The 20257-nt window shown below is 66.2% G+C and carries 18 protein-coding genes; 3 read left to right on the top strand and 15 right to left on the bottom strand.

Annotated features, from left to right (window positions below; genetic code table 11):
• The 5 genes from MAY35_RS16755 to MAY35_RS16735 form a co-directional block, all read right to left on the bottom strand.
• Entirely contained in the window at nucleotides 1-1086 is a 1086-nt protein-coding gene (locus tag MAY35_RS16755; RefSeq protein WP_238422441.1) for an MlaD family protein, read from the bottom strand.
• Between the two features lies 1 nt (nucleotide 1087).
• Nucleotides 1088-1951, bottom strand: coding sequence for an ABC transporter permease (locus MAY35_RS16750; RefSeq protein WP_238422440.1), 864 nt, complete (start codon nucleotides 1949-1951; stop codon nucleotides 1088-1090).
• 5 nt (nucleotides 1952-1956) lie between these two features.
• Nucleotides 1957-2817, bottom strand: a complete 861-nt coding sequence (locus MAY35_RS16745) for an ABC transporter permease (protein ID WP_004019429.1) — start codon at nucleotides 2815-2817, stop codon at nucleotides 1957-1959.
• A 485-nt stretch (nucleotides 2818-3302) separates the two neighbouring features.
• A complete protein-coding gene (locus tag MAY35_RS16740; protein ID WP_238422439.1) occupies nucleotides 3303-4142 on the bottom strand; it encodes an enoyl-CoA hydratase-related protein in 840 nt (279 codons plus the stop codon).
• Nucleotides 4139-4945 carry a crotonase/enoyl-CoA hydratase family protein gene (locus MAY35_RS16735; RefSeq protein WP_238422438.1) on the bottom strand — a complete coding sequence of 269 codons (807 nt, stop codon included), beginning with the start codon at nucleotides 4943-4945 and terminating at the stop codon, nucleotides 4139-4141. Before MAY35_RS16735 ends, MAY35_RS16740 begins: the two co-directional genes overlap by 4 nt.
• A gap of 151 nt (nucleotides 4946-5096) precedes the next feature.
• On the opposite strand from MAY35_RS16735, the gene MAY35_RS16730 reads away from it, so the two are divergent.
• On the top strand, nucleotides 5097-5888 hold the full coding sequence (locus MAY35_RS16730; protein ID WP_238422437.1) for an SDR family NAD(P)-dependent oxidoreductase: 792 nt from the start codon (nucleotides 5097-5099) through the stop codon (nucleotides 5886-5888).
• Nucleotides 5889-5958: 70 nt separating this feature from the next.
• The gene (locus tag MAY35_RS16725) at nucleotides 5959-7110 is read left to right on the top strand and encodes an acyl-CoA dehydrogenase family protein (RefSeq protein WP_238422436.1); all 1152 of its coding nucleotides are present in this window, start codon (nucleotides 5959-5961) and stop codon (nucleotides 7108-7110) included.
• A 54-nt stretch (nucleotides 7111-7164) separates the two neighbouring features.
• On the opposite strand, the gene MAY35_RS16720 is transcribed toward MAY35_RS16725, so the two are convergent.
• The 8 genes from MAY35_RS16720 to MAY35_RS16685 form a co-directional block, all read right to left on the bottom strand.
• Entirely contained in the window at nucleotides 7165-7803 is a 639-nt protein-coding gene (locus tag MAY35_RS16720; protein WP_238422435.1) for a TetR/AcrR family transcriptional regulator, read from the bottom strand.
• Between the two features lie 156 nt (nucleotides 7804-7959).
• Entirely contained in the window at nucleotides 7960-9480 is a 1521-nt protein-coding gene (locus tag MAY35_RS16715) for a class I adenylate-forming enzyme family protein (protein ID WP_238422434.1), read from the bottom strand.
• A 128-nt stretch (nucleotides 9481-9608) separates the two neighbouring features.
• A complete protein-coding gene (locus MAY35_RS16710) occupies nucleotides 9609-10793 on the bottom strand; it encodes an aromatic ring-hydroxylating dioxygenase subunit alpha (protein WP_238422433.1) in 1185 nt (394 codons plus the stop codon).
• A 195-nt stretch (nucleotides 10794-10988) separates the two neighbouring features.
• Nucleotides 10989-12218: a cytochrome P450 gene (locus MAY35_RS16705; RefSeq protein ID WP_238422432.1), complete on the bottom strand. Its 1230-nt coding sequence runs from the start codon at nucleotides 12216-12218 to the stop codon at nucleotides 10989-10991.
• 2 nt (nucleotides 12219-12220) lie between these two features.
• Nucleotides 12221-12451: a ferredoxin gene (locus MAY35_RS16700; protein WP_004019462.1), complete on the bottom strand. Its 231-nt coding sequence runs from the start codon at nucleotides 12449-12451 to the stop codon at nucleotides 12221-12223.
• Nucleotides 12452-12453: 2 nt separating this feature from the next.
• On the bottom strand, nucleotides 12454-13323 hold the full coding sequence (locus MAY35_RS16695; RefSeq protein WP_238422431.1) for an SDR family NAD(P)-dependent oxidoreductase: 870 nt from the start codon (nucleotides 13321-13323) through the stop codon (nucleotides 12454-12456).
• A 322-nt stretch (nucleotides 13324-13645) separates the two neighbouring features.
• Complete coding sequence (locus tag MAY35_RS16690; RefSeq protein ID WP_238422430.1) at nucleotides 13646-15142, bottom strand: aldehyde dehydrogenase; 1497 nt, start codon at nucleotides 15140-15142, stop codon at nucleotides 13646-13648.
• 107 nt (nucleotides 15143-15249) lie between these two features.
• Complete coding sequence (locus MAY35_RS16685) at nucleotides 15250-16701, bottom strand: MFS transporter (protein WP_238422429.1); 1452 nt, start codon at nucleotides 16699-16701, stop codon at nucleotides 15250-15252.
• Nucleotides 16702-16784: 83 nt separating this feature from the next.
• Here MAY35_RS16685 and MAY35_RS16680 point away from each other — a divergent pair, with 83 nt between their 5' ends.
• On the top strand, nucleotides 16785-17648 hold the full coding sequence (locus MAY35_RS16680; RefSeq protein WP_238422428.1) for an alpha/beta fold hydrolase: 864 nt from the start codon (nucleotides 16785-16787) through the stop codon (nucleotides 17646-17648).
• On the opposite strand, the gene MAY35_RS16675 is transcribed toward MAY35_RS16680, so the two are convergent.
• A complete protein-coding gene (locus tag MAY35_RS16675) occupies nucleotides 17614-18981 on the bottom strand; it encodes an MFS transporter (protein WP_238422427.1) in 1368 nt (455 codons plus the stop codon). The genes MAY35_RS16680 and MAY35_RS16675 overlap by 35 nt on opposite strands.
• Nucleotides 18982-19200: 219 nt before the next feature.
• A complete protein-coding gene (locus tag MAY35_RS16670; RefSeq protein WP_238422426.1) occupies nucleotides 19201-20241 on the bottom strand; it encodes an LLM class F420-dependent oxidoreductase in 1041 nt (346 codons plus the stop codon).
• Between the last annotated feature and the right edge of the window lie 16 nt (nucleotides 20242-20257).

Here is a 20257-nt window from a genome sequence, read left to right as displayed (position 1 = left end):
TCAGTTACCTCCCGTGCGTTGACCGTCGATGGACCGCATACGTTCCAGCGGACCCGAGACGGCCGGCACGCTGTCGAGGAGGAGGCGCAGCTGCAGCGTCTTGCTTGCATCGTCGCCCGTGAAACTGTTGCGCAACTGCTCGATTGCCTTTCGTGTCTTCGCCATCGACGCACCCCCGCCGATCATCTGCGGTACCGGGTCGATCAGGTACTTGAACGAGGTCACCAGGGGCGTCAGATCGGTCGCATGCGACGCGAGCAGCGTTCCCGCCGCACCGAACAGGCCGCCGGAGGCCACGGTCAGGGAGCGGTTCATGAGATCGTGGTACTCCTCGTCCACTCCTCGCGAACCGTCGGGCATCTTGTTGAAGACGCTGCCGGTGATCGCGTCGAGAGCCTTCATCGCCTCACGGTTGAATCCGGGGAACGCCTCGGCGAGGTCGTTCATCTCGCGCAGCAGCGTGCTGGGTAGGTGGCGCTGGGTGCGCGCCACCTTGTCGGTGAAGATGATCGCGGTCTCGATCAACGGTGAGAGTCCGTCGGCGTAGCGCATCACCTCGTCGAGGCTGTCGATCATGTCCCGCGTCAAGGTGCCGTCCACGACGATCGAACTCCGCTCGATCATCGTCGACATGGTGAAGTCGGGGGCTGCCGAACGGCGAAGAGTCTGTCCGTCGGAGAGTTGCGCCCCGCCGGGCATCGCGACCAGGTTGACCGCGGTGACCCCGAAGTAGTTCTGCGGCCGGTAGTCGACCTCGAACGAATCGGTGAGACTCTCGGCGGCTTGCGGGTCGAGCACCACGTCGACGTGCACCACATCGGGGCCGGTGGAGTCGATCGCCGTCACCTCACCGACCTCCGCCCCGCGCAACAGGATTCGACTCCCGGTGTCGACGCCCGGGCCGAGGGCCGGCAGGACGAGGTGTAGGTCGGTGCCCTTGGGCGCGGTCGCCCGCGGGTAGACCACGGCGAACACCGTCACGATGACGGCGAGGACGGCGACCGCGACGACGCCGGCACGCACGAGCGTCCGCGTCTGACCGCGGGCATCCCCGCGGAGGAAGTCCTGACTGCTGTATGACGACACGTCAACCCCTGAACGGAAGGACCGGATTGAGGCCCCAGATGGCCACGGTCATGAGGAAATTGAGGACAACGATGGCCACCAGGCTGGCTCGGATCGCCCGCCCGGACGCGGCACCGACACCAGCCGGTCCGCCGGACGCGAAATACCCGTAGTAGCAATGGATGATGGTGATCACCGCACAGAAGATGAGGGCCTTCGCCACCGACGCCATCAAGTCGGGTATCGAGACGAACTGGGCGAAGTAGTGGTCATAGGTTCCCTCGGGCTGGTCGTGGAAGAGCTTCACGATCAGTCCACCCGTCAGGAAGCTGACGACCAGGGCCATGAGGTAGCTGGGCAGGACCACCAGCATTCCGCCGATCAATCGGGTCCCGACCACGAACGGGATGGCGCGCAGGCCCATGGTCTCGGTGGCGTCGATCTCCTCCGAGATGCGCATCGCACCGATCTCCGCGGTCATCCGGCATCCGGCCTGGGCCGCGAATCCGATGCCGGTGATGATCGGCGCGACGACACGGATGTTGCCGAACGAGTTGATGATCCCGGTCAGCGCGCCGAAACCGAGGAGGTCGAACGCCATGAAGGCCATGATCGCCACCACCGATCCCACGGCGATCCCGAGGAAGAACATCAGGCTCACCACGCCACCGTCGACGATGATCGAGCCGCTGCCCCAGGCCATGTCGTTCATGGTCTTCATCGTCTGCTTGCGGTAGTGCCGGATCGTCGTGGGCAGCAGGGCGAACGTCTTGCCCACGAACATCACGATCTGGCCGAAGGTGGCGAATGCGTCGGTGAAGCGCTGGCCCAGCGACCGGCCCAGTCGACTCAGGCCGCCGGGTCGAGGAACTGTGTGTGTTGTCATTCTCATCACGCCAATCGGGCCGGGAAGAACATGGCCTGCAGCTGGCTGACCGCCATGTTCGTCATGAAGATGCAGAGGACGCTCAGGACCACCGACGCGTTGACCGCGTTGGCGACACCCTTGGGCCCGCCCTTGGCCTCCAGCCCTCGCAGGCTCGCGATCACCACGACGATGAACGCGAACAGGACCGCCTTGAGGACTGAGAACATCAAGTCCGTCGGTGTCGCGAAGGTGCCGAAGGACTGCCAGAAGCTGGCCGGTACGACGTCGTTGACGTTCGCCGAGATCGCGAGTCCGGCTGCGACTCCCGACGCGATGATCATGACGCAGAGCGCCGGTGCGATCGCCAGCATGGCCAGGAACCGGGGCACGATGAGCCGCTGGACCGGGTTCACGCCGATGACCCGCATCGCCTCGATCTCCTCGCGAATCGATCGTGCGCCGAGATCCGAGGCGATGGCCGACGCCGCGGCGCCGCTCATCAGCAGGCCCGCCGCCATCGGGGCTCCCTGGTTGACCACGCCCAGGCCACTCGCGGCACCGGCGAGTGAGTTCGCGCCGACCTGATCCATGACACCGCCGACCTGAACCGACACCTCGGCGCCGATGGGCACCGCCATGAGAAGCGCCGGGAGCGCGGTGACCTTGAACAGCTTCCACATCTGATCGATCACCTCGGCACCGGCCAGGCGCAACGAGAGCGCGTCGGTGATCGCGAAGCGGATCATCTCCATCGCCAGACGCGCCGAGCGGCCTATGGTCGCCAGACTGCGTGTGATCCGGTCGATCACGCCGCCACCCACCCTGCGGAGCGCGTCAACCGACCTCACTCCTGGACTGCGCTCTCCCAGAGCACTGACGGTCATTGGTGATCCTCTCGAATTGTCGCGGCTTCGACGACGCCCGCCTTCAAGACGCGGTCGCGGAGCGACCGATGGGGGACGCAGAGCTCTGTGGCCTACAACCAATAGGTCAGATAGTGTGACACCGGCCACTTGAGATCGTTAAAAGGCTAGCACTCATGAGACGTATATTGTCAAGTGTCAGCAGCTCGTCATTGTCAGTAGATCGGTTTACGGACAAGAAATACCGTGAATTCCCCTGCGCGAAGGCTTTTTCGACACGGTTCAACTCAACCGAGACGCGGATCGAGTCCGGTCAACTCTTCCGGTACGCCTACTCCCCCGCGCAGCTCAAGAGACGCTTCGGCCTCTACAAAAAGCTCCTAACCTAGGGACACTAGTTATGCAGCCGGGACAACGCTGAAGGCGCCGACCACCACGTGCGGTAGTCGACGCCTTCGGCACCAGGGTTGCGATCACCGGCTCGGGAAGAGCCGGCGGACGAGTATCTACGATCGTTCGATTGGTCCCGACACCCGATCCGGGAACTCCGGCGCACGCTTGTCGAGGAAGGCCTGCACGCCCTCCTGCACGTCCGCCGAGAGGCCGCGCCGATAGAGGACCTCCGATTCGGCGCGGTGGGCCTCTTCCGGGCCCGACGCACCGAGCGCACCCCAGAGCAGCGATCGGGTGAGGGCCACCGAGACCGGCGCCGTCCCCCCGACCATCTCGTTCGCGACGGTCAGCGCACGTTCCAGGACCTGTTCCGCCGGAACCACTTCGCGCACCAGGCCGCGATCAAGCGCCTCGGTCACCGGAACCATGCGCCCGCCCAGCGTCCACTCCGCCGCTGTCGAGATCCCCACCACCCGTGGGAGAAACCAGGTCGAACACGCTTCGGGGACCAATCCGCGCCGGGTGAAGACGAACCCGAACTTCGCGGTGTCCGAGGCGATCCGAACGTCTGCGGGAAGTGTCATGGTCACACCCACGCCCGCGGCGGGTCCGTTGACCGCGGCGATGACCGGCTTCTTGGACCGGTAGATACGGAGAGCCACCTGACCGCCCGCGTCCGGCGGTGCCGAGCCATCGGCTCCCGGTTCGTCCGGGAGGAAAGTGTCTCCCCCGCTCTCGAGGTCGGCCCCGGCGCAGAAGGCCCGACCGGTACCGGTCAACACGACTGCTCGGATGTCGTCGTCGGCGTCGCAGGCATCGAACGCCTCGATGATGCCCACGCGGATGTCCTCGGTGAACGCGTTGAGCCGGTTCGGGCGGTTCAACCGCACGATCGCGACGGCACCGACCCGCTCGAGTACGACCTCCTGTGACACAACAGCTCCCGCGCTCATCGACCCGTCCATTCCGGTGCACGCTTCTCGGCGAAAGCCTGCGGCCCTTCCTTCGCATCGTCACTGGTGAACACGGTGCGGATCGCCGAGGAGTTGATCTTCCACGACTCGTCGTCCCATCCGCGCTGCGCTTTCGCCGTCTCGTGCATGACCCGCTTGCTCTCGGACACCGCGAGCGGTGCGTTGGCGGCGATCTCGGCAGCGAGCTCCAGCGCGACGGCAAGGGCGGTGCCCGACGGCGCCACCCCGTTCACCAGACCCAGCTCGTATGCGCGGGCGGCCGACACGGGTCGACCGGTCAGCGCGATCTCGGCAGCCACCTTCTGCGGGACCTGCCGATGAATCCGCAAGAGTCCGCCTGCGCCGGCGATGAGTCCCCGCCTGACCTCGGGTAGACCCACCGACGCCCCCTCGTCGATCACAGCGAGGTCGGCCGCCAGCATGATCTCGGTCCCGCCGCCCAGCGCGAAGCCGTTCACAGCCGCGACGACCGGCTTGGGAACGTAGTGCCGCACGATCCCGGCGAAGTCCCATTCCCGATGATCCGGGTCGTCGATCCGGCGTCCCGCCGCGATCTCCTTGAGATCGGCACCGGCACAGAAGGCGCGACCGGCCCCGGTGATCACGATGACACGGACCGACGGGTCCTGCGCCGCCTCCTCGAGCGCCGCGCCCGCGGCCGTCGACAGGGCGGAGTTCACGGCGTTCAGAGCGCCGGGACGGTTGAGCGTGATGATCGCGATGTGATCGCGCACCTCGTAGCGGACGACGGACTCTGTCGCCGAGTCGCTGTCGGAAGTCATGGGTTCTCCTGTGGTCGTGATCCGGACGGGTCGAGATGGATACATCCCGGGCCTACCGCCGGCTTCCGCACTAAATCTTATGTGATTAGATAAAATCTGACAATCGCGGTGTCCCCGTAATCGGGTTCCGCAGCGGACGAGAGGAGAAGACGTGGGCGCACGCGCAGCCGACGGGGCCACCACCGGCCTTCTGGACCTGTTCCGAGTGGACGGTCGGGTCGCGATCGTGACGGGGGCGGGATCGGGACTCGGAGCGGGGTTCGCACGTGCGCTGGCCGAGTCGGGTGCGGACATCGTACTGTCCGGCCGACGCCCGGATCCGCTGCGACGAACCGCGGACGACGTACGCGCGCTCGGTCGACGCGCACTCGAGATCCCGTCGGACGTCACCGATCCCGAACAGTGTGACGCGGTCGTCGGCGCTGCGATCGACGAGTTCGGTCGTGTCGACATCCTGATCAACAACGCCGGGCTCACCCACACCGCCCCGGCCACAAGGGAACTCCCGGAGGACTTTCGCGCGGTTCTCGACGTCAACCTCCTCGGGAGCTACTGGATGGCACGGTCCTGTGCACGGGTGATGCGGCCCGGTTCCAGCATCGTCAACGTGGGGAGCATGCTCGGACTCGTCAAATCCGCGCTGCCGCAGGCCGCCTATGCCTCGAGCAAGGCCGGCGTCCTCGGCCTCACCCGGGACCTGTCCAACCAGTGGTCGGGACGCAAGGGCATCCGGGTGAATGCGATCGCACCGGGTTTCGTCGAGACCGACATGATCGCGGAGATGTCCGACGATGCCCGCGCCGATTTCCTACAGGGCTGTTCGCTCGGACGCATGGGCACGCAGCGCGAGATCGACGCCGCCGTGCTGTTTCTCGCCAGCCCGGCGGCGTCCTACATCACCGGGTCGACCCTCGCCGTCGACGGCGGGACGTCCGGACACTGACGCCCCCCTCATCACCACCCCGGCAACGCCGGGCACTCCCCCGATCAGCCCCATCACCACAGGAGAACCAATGCAGACAGATCTCTTCGACGCCGACCACGAGCTGTTCCGGGATTCGGTGCGCGCGTTCGTCAACAAACACGTCGTCCCCAAGATGGAGAAGTGGGATGCCGACCGCCTGATCGACCGCGAGACCTGGCGTGCGGCAGGCTCGCAGGGAATCCTCGGCCTGTCGGTGCCGCTGGAATACGGCGGACCCGGTGAGACGGACTACTGCTTCCGCGTCGCCATCCAGACCGAGATCGCGAGGGTCGGCGCCTCCGCGCTGCAGTCCGGCTTCTCCACCAACGACGACATCGTGCTGAACTACCTGCTCCGTCACGCCGACGACGAGCAGAAGAAGCGCTGGGTGCCGGGTTTCGTCACCGGCGACACCATCGGCGCGATCGCGATGACCGAGCCGGCGGCCGGCAGCGACCTCCGTGCGATCACCACCACCGCGCGGCGCGACGGCACCGACTGGGTGATCAACGGTTCGAAGACCTTCATCACCAGCGGCATCCTCGCCGATCTCGTGATCGTCTTCGCCAAGACCGACGCAGATGCCGGCTCTCGTGGCTTCAGTCTTTTCGTGGTCGAAGACGGGACCCCGGGATTCACGCGCGGCCGCAAGCTGGACAAGGTCGGGCTACACGCGCAGGACACCGCCGAGCTGTCGTTCGACGAGGTACGCGTACCCGCCACGAGCCTGCTCGGCGACGAGGGCGCCGGGTTCGCCTACCTGATGCAGAGCCTGCCCCTGGAGCGGCTCGGGATCGGTATCGCCGCACAGGTGTCGGCGGAGGCGGTCTTCGACTGGACCCTCACCTATGTCAAGGAGCGCAAGGCCTTCGGCAAGCCCGTCGGCGAGTTCCAGGGACTCGGGTTCACCCTCGCCGAACTGCGTACGGCGATCGAGGTGTCCCGGGCGTACATCGACCGATGCGTACGTGAGTACAACAAGGGCACGCTGACCGCGGTCGATGCCGCGAAGGCCAAACTGTGGGCCACCGACCTGCAGGACAAGGTCATCGATGCGGGAGTGCAGCTGCACGGCGGGTACGGCTACATGATGGAGTATCCGGTCGCCAAAGCCTACATCGACGCGCGTATCCAGCGGATCTACGGCGGCACCAACGAGATCATGAAAGAGATCATCCACCGCGATCTGATCCGCGGCTAGACGCGCTTGTCGCCGGACACGCCACCATCCGTGTCCGGCGACAAGCCCACGCGTTCAGCGTTGTTGCTGAACCTCTGCGGGCACGACGGTCGGCAGGAACGCCGGAAGCACGAAGTTGTGCAACATCTCCCGATGCTGCGGATCGTCGGGTCGATCGAAATCCAACCGGCCGACGAGGATGAACTGGACCAGTGCGATCCATTCGGCGATCTTCTCCTTGTCGAGATCCCGCCGGATCTCGCCCCGGTCCATCGCGCGCTCGATGATCGGGTCCCACATCTCCGCGGTCAGCCGCGCCGCGAGACCCGAACTGCCGACCAGCGATTCGGCCAACTGCATGTGTTCCGGACTCACCAGGATCCGGATCAGCGGATCGCGGCGACCTCGCTCGACCAGAAAGATCAACCCCTCGACAAGCTGATCGGCGAATGTCTCGTGCTCGAGAAGGTACTTCCGGGCCTTGTCGAACAGCAGGCGGGATCGCCGCTCGATCAAGGCCGACATGAGGGCGTCACGGTCTTTGAAATACCGGTAGACCGTCGGGCGCGAGACCCCGGCCTCCTTGCCGATGTCGTCCATCGTCGTCTTCGCGACGCCGTACCGTTGGAACACGCGCTCCGCGGCGACCATGATCTGCTTGCGGGCCTCGTCCACATCCTCACTGAGAACGTTGCCCGTCTTCCTGCGCGCCATGTCCACCTCCTGAGGCAATGATACAAGATACAGATCTCGTTCTGTGTCCACCCATCTGCAAAAGCAGGACGGACGCAAATCCTACGGACCGCGATGAACAGACAACAGACGAGGCCACGCCCGGGAGGGCGATGGCCTCGTCTGCTGGTGCGTGGGTCAGCGGATGCGATCGAACCTGGTGTCGACGTCCTTGTACTCGTCGCGGATGACGGTCTTGGCGATCTTGCCACTGGGCAGCCGAGGCAGCGGGTCCTGGCGGATGACGACGTAGCGCGGAACCTTGAAATCGGCCAGCACCTGCTTGCAGTGCTCGACGATGGTCGTCGCGTCCATGTCCTGCGACACGGTCACGATCGCGGCCGGCGTCTCGCCGAACCTGTCGTCGTGCGCGGCGATCACCGCGACCTCCTCGACCCCGTCGATGGCACCGATCGCGATCTCCAGCTCCACCGGCGAGATGTTGATTCCGCCGGAGATGATCAGATCCTTGAGCCGGTCCACGAACTTGACCCGGCCCTCCTCGTCGGCGACGCCCAGATCGCCGCTGTGCAACCATCCGCCGCGGATGGCCTGCGCGGTGGTCTCTACGTCGTTCCAATAACCCGGGGTCACGCCCGGCCCGCGGACCACGAGCTCGCCCTCCTCCCCGGGCGCGGCAGGCTCGTCGTCGGAGTTGAAGACCTTGACCTCGGTGAAGATGGATCCGGTGCCACAGCGGTCCGGGAACTCCAAGGCCTCCTCGCGGACCGTCGCAGTGGCCACGCCGCCGGCTTCGGTCATGCCGTAGATCTGGCGCAGCAGGACACCCTTGTCCGCCCACCGCTTGAGGAGCTGCGCCGGCACGGCCGCCCCTCCGACGATGGCGGTCTTCAGGGAAGACAGGTCGGCGTCGGCGAACTCCGGTGCCCGGGAGATGGCCTCGAAGATGAGTGGGACACCGAAAATTGCCTGGACCGTGTGCTTTTCGAGAAGCGTGACGGCATTCGAGGGGTTGAGCTCGGGTTCCACCACCAAGGTCCCACCCAGAACCGTGGTGATGAGGAGGCCGTACACCAGACCGGGGGTGAAGGCGAGCGGCAGCACGAGCAGTGTGGTCGTACCCGGACGGAAACCCTCTTCGGTGAGGGTGTTCTCCAAGACGATCGACATCAGCGTCCGGTTGGTCAGGACGACCCCCTTGGACAGACCCGTCGACCCACTCGTGAACAGGATCGTCGTCGGCTCATCGGGTTCGAGATCCACCCGGTAGTCGTCGATTCCACCGTCCCGCAGGTCTTCGAGCTCCGCATACGAGACGATCGCGAACGGCCGCCCCACCGCTGCGGTGTCCTCGGCGAGTTGCTCGAAACCGGGAGCGACGACGACGACGTCGATTCCGGCTTCGTCGGCGATCTTGCGCAGTTCTGCGGGACGATAGCGACTGTTCAGCGGCACCAGCACACCACCGGCCTTGAGCACCCCGAGAGCGGCCGCAGGCCACTCGAGTGAATTCGGGCCGAGCAGTCCGACCCGGTTCCCGGGCGCGACTCCCCTGGTCTCGACGAGAAGACGGGCGATACGGCTGCTCCAGTCACGCAACGCGCGGTAGGAGATCTGCGAACCGGAGAACACCACGGCAGTGGTGTTGCCCTTGGTCCGGGCCCACCAGTCGAGTGCCTTGCCGATGGTTGCGGTCATGTTCGTACTTTCTTCTCTGTGGCAACTGAATTCGATGCGGCACGGCGGATCCCGAACCCGCCCAACACATATAGGATAAATCGGACGGTGACGGCCGGGGCCGGCTTTCGCCGATCCCGGCCCCCTCGTCAGGCGTTCAGTTCGGCGCGTCCCTGCGCGACGAGCTTCTTGGTCTCCCGGCGGAAGACCTGATTCGCGATCTCGTTGCGCCCGAGCAGCATGTCGCCGGCATCGGCGCTGCCCATACCGCGCTGCGAGTCGCGCAGCAGGGGGAAATCCTCCTGATGCAGCACGGCAAGCAGGATGTCCCAGTTCTTGTTCCAGATCCGGTCCCATTTCTCCGGCGTCATGCCGCTGTCCTCGACCTTGGGCACCAGGAGACGCTGCTCCATCCGCGACTTCGTGGGGTCGGTGGGATGCGGCCGGAAGGTCAGCAGCTGGAAATGGTCCGGCTGACGCAGCAACGTGCTGTTGGGCAGCAGGAAGTGCGTCTCGGTCACGAACTTGTCGAGTGGGATGTCGCCGGGATCTTCTTCGAGGAAAMGGTCGATCGACTTGCGCGGGGCGATGAACCGGCAGTGTCGGCCGAAGTCCTCGAAGGCCATCACGTTGGTGTGGATGATCTTCCCGGCGGTGTTCGGGTGTGCGTACTGGATGTGGTAGCCGTCCAGGAACGCGTCCTGCATGATCTTCCAGTTGGTGGGTTCGTCGAATCCGCCGGCCCGAAAGCACACGAGCTTGTCCATCTCGTACTCGGCGAGCATCGGATCGATGTCGGGACCCAGCCACGACGCCACGTCGATCTCCGCATGCGCGTTGTCCACGACCCAGATGAATCCGTGGCGCTCTTCGGTGGGGATCTCGATGAGGCCGTGCTCTTTACGGTCCACCTCGCCGAAGGTCGAGTCGCGGGTGATCGTCCGGAGCGAACCGTCCGGATCGTATGACCACCGGTGGTAGCCACACGAGAAGATGCGGCAGCGCCCCTTCTCGCTCTGCTCCAACATCGCCCCGCGGTGACGGCACAGGTTCACGAAAGACCGGACACTGCCGTCCTTCTGCCGCACGACGATGATGTTGTTGCGCGGCATCTGCACCGTGACGAAGTCGTTCGGCCGCGAGATCTCGCTTCCGTGCGCGACGATCGACGGCACGCGGCCGAAGATGTGGTCGCGCTCGTCCTTGGCGAGCACCGGGTCGGTGAACTCGTCGGGTTCGAACTGCACGATGTCGTCGAACTCGTCGGTCGTCTCGTTGCGCAGATGCTCGAGCGCGCGACGGATTCGATCCTGACGGGGAAGCGAAGTGGTCATGATTCCCTCCGTGATGGAGCGGTTGTTGCGAGTGGGACAGTGCTCGCCCGGGCCGGGGCGACACTCCTTAAACCTACAGGAATAAGTTTTAACCGGCAATCAGCGGACGCGATCCGATGGTGAGCCGGTGCGGCGGGGAGGTGAGAGGCAACCCGCCGCACCGGCCGATTCGGTGGCCGGCACACCACCGGCCGGTCAGGACTCGGGCGTGAACCGGATCGGCATCCGCACGCACCCGCGGACCTGGCTGGCATGGAACACCGGCGGATCGGACTCGACGAGTTCATAGTCCGGGATGCGCCGATGCAGTTCTTCGAGAGCGATCGTCAGCTCGATCCGCGCCAGGTGCGAACCCAGACAGCGGTGCGCGCCTCCGCCGAAGGCCAGGTGACGGTTCGGCTTGCGGGTCAGGTCCAGCGCCTCCGGATCGTCGAACTCGTCCCCGTCACGATTGGCCGAGCACAGCATCAGGATGAGCTGTTCACCCTCGGCAATCGTCACCCCGCCCAGTTCGACGTCGCGGGTCGCGCGGCGTCCGGGAACGACGGCGGCCTCGATGCGCAGGATCTCCTCGACAGCGGTCGGGATCATGTCCGGGTCGTCGATGATGCCCTGACGCTGATCCGGATTGTTCACCAGGTGGACGATCGCCCAGGCGAGCGAGCCCTGCACCGTGTGCAGTCCCGCGATGAGCAGGAGGAAGAACATGCGATTGAGCTCTTCGTCGGTGAGCAGACGCAGCCCGTCCTGCATCTCCACCTCGGTGTGGATGAGCTGCGAGGTGACGTCGTCACCCGGGTTGGCGCGCCGCTCGTCGACCATCTTCTGGAAGTAGCCGAGCATCTGCATGCCGGCGATGCCGCGCGCCTCGAGGGATTCCTCCTCGGTGCCGCCGGGCTTGCCGAACAGGACGACGTCGGTCGCCTCGGTGAACAGCGGCGCGTCCTCGATGGGCCAATCCATGAGCGCCAGGAAGATCCGGGCCGGTAGCTCATGGGCGAACGCGGAGATGTACTCGGCCTCGCCTCTCGCGGCGAAACCGTCGAGCAGGTCGTTGACCACGCCCCGGATCTCATCCGTCAGCTTCTTCATCCGCGCCGGACCGAACAGGGGCTGCAACGCTTTGCGATAACCCGTGTGCTCCGGGGGATCGAGCTCGATCGGGATGAACTTCCCGAAGGCCTCGTTGGTCACGAGGTTGTTGGGGTAGCTGGAGAAGGTCTCCGCGTCACGCAAGACCTCATGGATCTCGTTGTAGCGCGTGACGATCCAGTGCCCGCCGTACAGAGGCGAGTACACGACAGGACCCTTCGCGGCGAGTTCTGCCGCACGTTCTTGGAATCGATCGATCGGGGCTGCGATGGACTGGTCGTACACGTCGAAGTCGACGGTGACATCCTCGCGGGACCGTTCCGTAGTTGTCATCACTAGTCCTTGGGTGTGGTGGGTTCGATGGTCTGCAGCGCCAGTGCGCGTTCTGGACACATGGCGACGGCATCTCTGGCCAGGGCTGCTTCGTCCTGCTCGAGAGGGCGGTCGGGCACCACGGGGTCGCCCTGATCGTCGGCATCAATCAGATCGGGGGCGACCCCGTAGCAGAGGCCATGCCCGGCGCACGCCACGCGATCCACGGTGAGGGTGCTGGGCTGGGGGGACATGACTAGGCGTTCGGGTTCTTCTGGTCGAGGTCCTCCGGGAACCACATGCCCACGCGTGAGAGCGTTCCGCCGTCGGCCGAGCCGATCACCTGACCGGACATGTAGGCCGAGTCATCCGACGCGAGGAACAGGGCGATCTTCGCGTTGTCGACCAGTGACGGGGGGCGATTGCGCTTCAGCGGGATCGGCGACACGTACGGATCCCACGGGCCGGCGACCTCTTCGTACGATTGCCCGACGACCGGCGAGCCGGCAGGCATCAGGAAGTTCGGCGACATGCCATGGACCGGCGCGATGCCGTTGACGCGAATGCCGTAGGGACCCAGATCGAGACTGAGGCCCCGGACCAGACCGTTGACCCCGGCCTTGGTCGCCGAGTACAGCGCGATCTGGTGGTAGGCGACGAACGAAGCCGCCGACGAGGTGGCGATGATCGTGCCGCCACCGTTGCGCTTGAGCGCGGGAACCGCAGCCTGCGCGGTGAAGATCACGCCACTCAGGTTCACGCCGAGGACGTTGTTCCAGTCCTCCTCGGTCAGGTCCTCGAAGTCGACCTGCTCGCCGCCGGCGACGCTGGGCACACCGCCGCGGGAGACGACTCCGGCGTTCGCCCAAGCGATGTCGAGCTTGCCGTAGTGCTCGACGGTCTGATCGACCGCGGCGGTGATCGCGGACTTGTCCGCGACGTCGGCGGTGATGGCGATGGCATCGCCACCCTGCTGCTCGACCAGTTTCGCGGTCTGCTCGGCACGATCGGCGTCGATGTCGACCACCGCGATCTTCGCGCCTTCGCCCGCGAAGAGCTGCGAGGACTGCCTGCCGAGTCCGGAACCCGCGCCGGTGATCAGCGCTACCTTGCCTTCAAGCTTCATGACTTTCGATTCCTTGCTCTCGTTGAACGGACCGGCATCTGTCTAAAGGCATTCGCGGACAACGCGATACCGCCGGATCCGGGGATGAGGTGCCCGAGAAGAACATCTCGCTGATGTGACGCCCGCCACCTTCGGTCCCCACCGTAAGCCGAAAGACATGAGACGTCAAGCGATATTTGTCAGCAGCTCGGAGTTTCGAGAACGGTTTTGTGACAATGCTTTACGGAGACCGATCGCCTCTCGCGAAGACCCGGCGGATAGCAGGCATGCCGAAACGGCGTGGCAGGCGCCACGCCGTTTCGGCATGCGGGAGGGTTTGCTACTAGGCCTCCGGCTGGGGCGCCGGGAGATGGACCGTCTTGAGTTCGAAGAACTCGTCGAGCCCTTCGGGGCCCCCTTCACGTCCGACACCGGACTGTTTGTAGCCACCGAACGGCAGCGTGAAGTCGATGACGGACGCGTTCACGTTCACCGTTCCGGTCCTAATACGTTGCGCCACTTCGAATCCGTGTTCGATGTCGGACGTGAACACCGCACCCGAGAGGCCGTACTCGGAGTCGTTGGCGATGGCCACGGCATCGTCCTCGTCTTCATAGGTGATGATCGAGATCACCGGACCGAAGACTTCTTCCTGCGCGATGGTCATGTCGTTGCGTACGTTGTCGACAAGGGTCGGTTGCACGAAGAAGCCCTGGTCGCCGACGCGGCCACCCCCATGGACGATCTCGGCGCCCTCCTTGCGCGCCGCCTCGATGTAACCCTCCACGCGGTCGCGCTGACGCGCCGAGGTCAACGGTCCGAGGAAATTCGTTTCCTCCCAGGGGTTTCCGATGGGGATCATGCCGAGCGCCGCTTTGTAGGCCTCGACGACCTCGTCGTGTCGCGCAGCCGAGACCAGGACGCGGGTCAGGGCGATACAGGCCTGGCCGGACTGTAGGCACCCGGCCATCGGCAGGTTCTGCATGACCGTGTTCAGGTCGGCGTCGTCGAGGATGATGGCCGCCGACTTGCCGCCGAGTTCCAGGGAGACCTTCGCGACCCGATCGCCGGCGAGGTTCATGATCCGGCGACCGGTCGCGGTGCTCCCGGTGAAGGTGATGTGATCGACCCGCGGGTCGGTGACGAGCAATTCGGAGACCTCGCGGTCGGCGACGAGGACGCTGAGGACGCCCTCGGGGACTACGCCCTCGTCGACGAGTTCACCGACCACGTCGGCGAACACGGACGGGGACAGCGGGGCTTCCGGCGAGGTCTTGAGCACTACCGAACAACCCGCCGCCAGTGCCGGGATCACCTTGAACGCAATCGTGCCGATGGGTCCGTTCCACGGGATGATCGCGGCGACCACTCCGCTCGGCTCCTTGAGGATGCGCGAGATCCCGCCGTCGGCGCGCGTCCGATCCTCGCGCAGGTTCACCTTCCGGGCCTCCTCGGCGACCGCGCGGAACAGCCCCACCGTCATCTGCTGCGTCATCGCGCTCACCGGAACCGGCACGCCGACCTCGACGATCCCCAGCGTGGTCAGCTCGGCAACCCGTGCCTCCAACCGGTCGGCGATGGTGTCGATGACCGCGGCCCGCTCGGCGATCGGCATGCGCGCCCACGTCCCCTCATCGAACGAGGTCCGCGCCGCCTCGACCGCGCGTGCCATGTCGTCGGCAGTCGCGGCCCGTACGCGTGCGGCGGTGCGCTCGAAGTACGAATCGACGACTTCGATCCACTCGTCACCCGACGAGTCGACCCACCGGCCGCCGATGAACACCTGGTCGCGATCGGCCACGGTGGCGAGTGGATCGGTGGCTTGTTCTGTGATTGTCATGAAAGGCAGTTCTCCTCGAGAAAATCGCGGCGGACCAGCGCGGACCACACCACTGCGCCGCCTGTGAAGCGGATCACAGCACAGCTTAATAACCGAACGGCATTAGGTCAACAACTGACACCTTCTGTCCGATGTATCGCAGCGGTCGCCGCGGCCTCGACACCCTTCCGTCCTGGACGAGACATCAGACCGACGACGCCTGCGGCTCCGGCGGCGGCGCCACCGAGTGCGAAGACCAGGCCGTACGCCGTCTCCGACGGGTGGGCTCCGCCCGTGACCGTGAGGGTCGCGAAGAGGGAGGCCACCGTCGCGCTCGCGATCGAGCTGCCGACGATCCGCGCGATCGCGTTCACACCATTGGCAACCGCCGTGTCCGCCGCCGGTACCGCGTCGGTCAACAAGGACGGCAGTGCCGCGTAGGAGCCACTGACGAAGACATTGACCACGACGGCCGCGACGATCAGCTGCCACGGCCGGTCGCGGGCGAGGACGAGGAGCACGAACGCGATCACACCGATGACGCACATCGCCGCGAGGATCCGGTCTCCGCGAAACCGGTGGATGAGTCGCCCACTCACCGCGGCGGCGACGAACCCGGCGCCGGCGCCGGGGAGCAGGAACACCACACTCGCCGCCAGCACACTCGCCCCGAAACCGTAACCGGCGACATCCGGTTCTGCCTGGACGAACTGCGCGATACCGAGGAACTGGAAGTACATCGCGGCTCCCACGAGCGCCGCGGCGATGTGCGCGGGAGTCACCCGCCGTCCGGCCAGCGCGCTGGGCGGCACCAGGGGCGCACCGGCCCGGCGCTCGTGGAGACACCAGAGCCCGAGGCACGCCAGGCCTCCGAGACCGACTCCGACGGCGAGCCCGACCGATCGGCGCGGGCCTTCGGCGAGTGCCAGCAACACCGCGCAGAGGCCGATCGCGAGCAGGAGCACACCGGCCACGTCGGCCCCGGGGCCCGGCACTGCCGCGCCCGGCGTCGTAGGGACCGCAACGGACACCCAGCCGAGCGCGAGGACGCTCAGCGCCAGCAACATCCAGAAGACCCGCTGGTAGGGCCCGTCGCCCGCGACCAACACGCCGGCGGCCACCATCCCCAGCCCCGCGCCGCCCGCCATCATCCCCGACATCAGCCCGATGGCGTGCGCGAGTTTGCGGTGGTCCGAGGTCTCGCGGAGCACCGCGACGCCGATCGGGAAGATGGCGAACGCCGAGCCCTGCAGGACGCGCCCGATCACGAGCAGCGGCAGGTTCGCGGCCACTACGCACAGCACGGAACCGAGGACGACCACGACGAGGATGGCGATCAGGACGCGTCGTCCCCCGCGGCGGTCCGCGAGCTTGCTGAGCACCGGCGTACAGATCGCCGCCGAGAGCAGATTGGCGGTCAGGACCCATCCGATCTCGGCGGGTCCGACCCCCAGTTGCGTCGACATCGTCGGGATCACCGGAACGACCGCGGCTTGTAGGACGGACATCGTCGTCACGGCGAAGCAGAGGGCCGCGACCGCCCAGCGGTTCGACGCCGCGGTGCCTTCGGGACGGTTCACCCCTGGAGCCCCTTCCGTTGTCGTATGTCCACAAAACTTATACCGTTAGTTTGATGCGTGCATCATCGACGGAGGGAACGACCATGTCCGACACCACCAGCGCCATCCGCCTACGCGGGGACGGCGTCACCCTGGCGGCCGATCGTTGGGATCCGACGGCGCAACCCTCAACCGGGACCGCGCTCCTCCTGCACGGCGGCGGTCAGACGCGGCATTCGTGGCAGCGCACCGGACAACGGCTCGCCGAACACGGCTGGACCGCGATGACGATCGACGCCCGGGGCCACGGGGACAGCGACTGGGCGGCGGACGGTGACTACTCGATCGCCGCGCACGCCCGGGACCTGGCAGCGGTCGTTGCGTCGCTGGACACGCGCCCGGTCCTCATCGGCGCCTCGCTCGGGGGCATGGCCTCGCTGATCGCGCAGGGCGCCGACCCGACGCTCGCCCGCGGTCTCGTCCTGGTCGACATCACGCCGAGCGCCGAACCGGAGGGCCTGGAGAAGATCTCGACCTTCATGCGGGACGGCCTGGCGGGCTTCGACTCGCTGGACGCCGCCGCCGCGGCGGTCGCCGCCTACAACCCGCACCGACGCCGGCCCCCGCGTCCGGACGGACTGCGCAAGAATCTGCGACGACGCGACGGGCGGTGGTACTGGCACTGGGACCCGCGGATGATGGCGGACCGGTCCAACAGCCCCGAGCAGGCCGGCGTTCGGGAGGAGCAGGCGCGGACAGCAGCGCGGGCGATCACCGTGCCCACGCTGCTGATCCGGGGAGCGCAATCCGACGTGGTCAGTCCGGAAGACGCACGCGACCTCCTCCGGTTGATCCCGACCGCCCGTCAGATCGATGTCGGCGGCGCCGGACACATGGTCAGCGGCGACGACAACGACGTCCTCAGCGAAGGACTCATCGAGTTCCTCGACCAGGATCTCCGGATGTGAGGACCGCGTCGGCGCCCACCTCCGGGCCGACGCGGGACAACCATGCCGCCCCCAGGCCGAGAAGGGCTATGGCGCACAGCAACACACTGAGCCACACGGTCGTGTCGTCGAAGGCGAGCGGCACCGCGACGAGCGGCACGATCGCGGCGCCGAGCGCGTTTCCGGCTTCCCGGCCGAGCCCCAGTCCGCTGAACACATGCCGAGACCGGAACAACTCGGTCACATAGGCACCCATCGGCCCGAAGACCATGCCCACGCCCAGACCGTTGCCCAGGGCGAGAACGAGCCAGAACACGGCCGAGGACCCGTACTCGGAGAGCAACCAGAACGCGGGCCATGCGAACACCGCGCTGTAGACGAACCCGCCCATGATGATGACCCGCCGGCCCACACGATCGGACAGTCCCCCGAACACCGGGATCAGCAACGCATTCGCCACCTGCGCGGCGATCAGACCGATCAAGATGTCGGTACTACCCAGCCCGAGCTGATTGGCACCGAAGGTGCCCATGAACACGAGGTAAAAGTAGCCGATGCCGGTCATCCCGATGGCCATCACCATCACCACGAGCAGCGCCATCGGCTGCTGGTTGATGACGTCACGGACGGGGGTGCGTGCCGGCCCGCCGGTGTCCTCGATCCGATGGAACTCCGGCGTCTCGGGCAGCGAACGTCGCAACCACAACCCGTACGCGAGGATGAAACCGCTGCACAGGAACGGAATACGCCAGCCCCAGCTCATGAACACATCCTCGGACATGACCGTCGAGCAGAGCAGCAGCGCACTCGTTCCCAGCACACCGCCGAGCGCCGCGCCCATACCGGGCAACGACCCGAGCAGGCCGCGCTTGCGCTGCGGCGCGAATTCGACGGCGACAAGGGTCGCGCCGCCGTACTCGGCGCTGGCCCCGATACCTTGGACGACCCGCAGGATCACCAGCATCAACGGAGCGAGCCAGCCGATCTGGCCGTGGCTCGGCAGCACACCGACCAGCATGGTCGCCGCGCCCATCAGGACGAGCGTGAGGACCAGGATGCGCTTGCGCCCGTATCGGTCTCCGAGGCTGCCCAGGATCACACCGCCGACGGGACGCACGACGAAACCGATGGCGAACGTCCCCACCGCCTGCAGGGTGCCGAGGAACGGACTCGATCCAGAGAAGAACACACTCGCGAACACCACCGATGCCGCGGACGCATAGAGACTGAAATCGTAGTACTCCAACAATGTCCCGACGAACGCCGCCCGGCCGGCCTTCTTCGACATATCGGGCGTGGTGGGTGGCGTCGCCGGGGAACTGTCCCGGCTCGCCGATGATGTGGTCTGACTCATGAGATCCTTCGCCTTCGGTACCGGGCATTGCGCCCGAAAAGGACAGTGACCCTGCGAACTTTAATCTAACGTCGTTCGTTTTGTGCCGAACCGGGAAATCTCAGCCATCGCTCCCCGATCCGAGAGCAGCAGTTGGTTCGTGGCTGGTCGCCATCACACCTCAGGAAGCAGTTGCGTTGTGATGCAACCGGATCAGGGAGGGCAGAAGCTTGACCGACCTCAGGCCCGGATGGCCTCGAGAATCCGGTGTCTCGACTCTTCGCGACGCGGCCAACCGCCCAGGATCAACGTCGTCAGACAGGTCGGCTTCCATCTGGTCACGATGTCCTCACAGATCTTGTCGACCGGCCCCACCAGCGCGACGTCCTCGACCATGGCGGTGGGGACCGCCTGGGCGGCGAGATCGGCGCGGCCGGTCAGGTAGAGCGACTGGATCTCGGCGCACGCCTCTCCCCATCCCATGCGGACGAAGACGTCATTGTGGAAGTTCGCCCCCTTGGCGCCCATACCCCCGGCATAGAGCGCCACCACGGGCTTCAGCCGCGCGGCCGCCCGTTCGACGTCGTCGTCCTCCGCGAGCCAGCACACGTTGGCGATCTCGAAGTCGTCGGCCGTCCGGCGCGCGCTCTCGCGGGCGAACCCGTCCGCCAGCGCGGCACGGTAGAACTCATCGGTCTTCGGCGAGAACCACAGCGGTGTCCAACCGTCGGCGATCTCCGCGGCGAGGGCCACGTTCTTCGGCCCCTCGGCACCCATGTACACCGGGATGTCGGCCCGGAGCGGGTGCACGATCGACTTCAACGGCTTCCCCAATCCGGTGCCCCCGTCCAACGGCAGTTGAAAGTGCCTGCCGTCGAACGTGACCGGCTCGTCCCTCGCCCACACCGCACGCATTATCGACACATACTCACGCGTGCGCTCCAGTGGGCGCGGATACGGTGCGCCGTACCATCCTTCGACGACCTGTGGCCCCGACGCCCCGATGCCGAGGATGAGCCGTCCGCCGCTCAGATGGTCGATCGTCTGCGCCGCCATCGCCAGCGCGGTGGGCGTGCGCGCGGCCATCTGGCACACGGAGGTGCCGAGCGCGATGGTCGACGTCCGCGAGCCCCACCACGCCAGTGGCGTCAGAGCATCGGAGCCATAGGATTCCGCGGTCCAGAAGCTGTCCACGCCGAGCGCCTCGGCCTCGGCGAGCGTCTGCTCGATCCGCCGCGGCGGTCCCGCTCCCCAGTACCCGGCCATCACACCGACCTTCATGCCACCACTGCCTCTC

The sequence above is a fragment of the Gordonia sp. 'Campus' genome (genome assembly GCF_022206305.1).
Lineage (GTDB): Bacteria > Actinomycetota > Actinomycetes > Mycobacteriales > Mycobacteriaceae > Gordonia.
The sequence above is the reverse complement of the archived record's forward strand: the minus strand, read 5'-3'. Positions and strand labels throughout refer to the sequence as shown.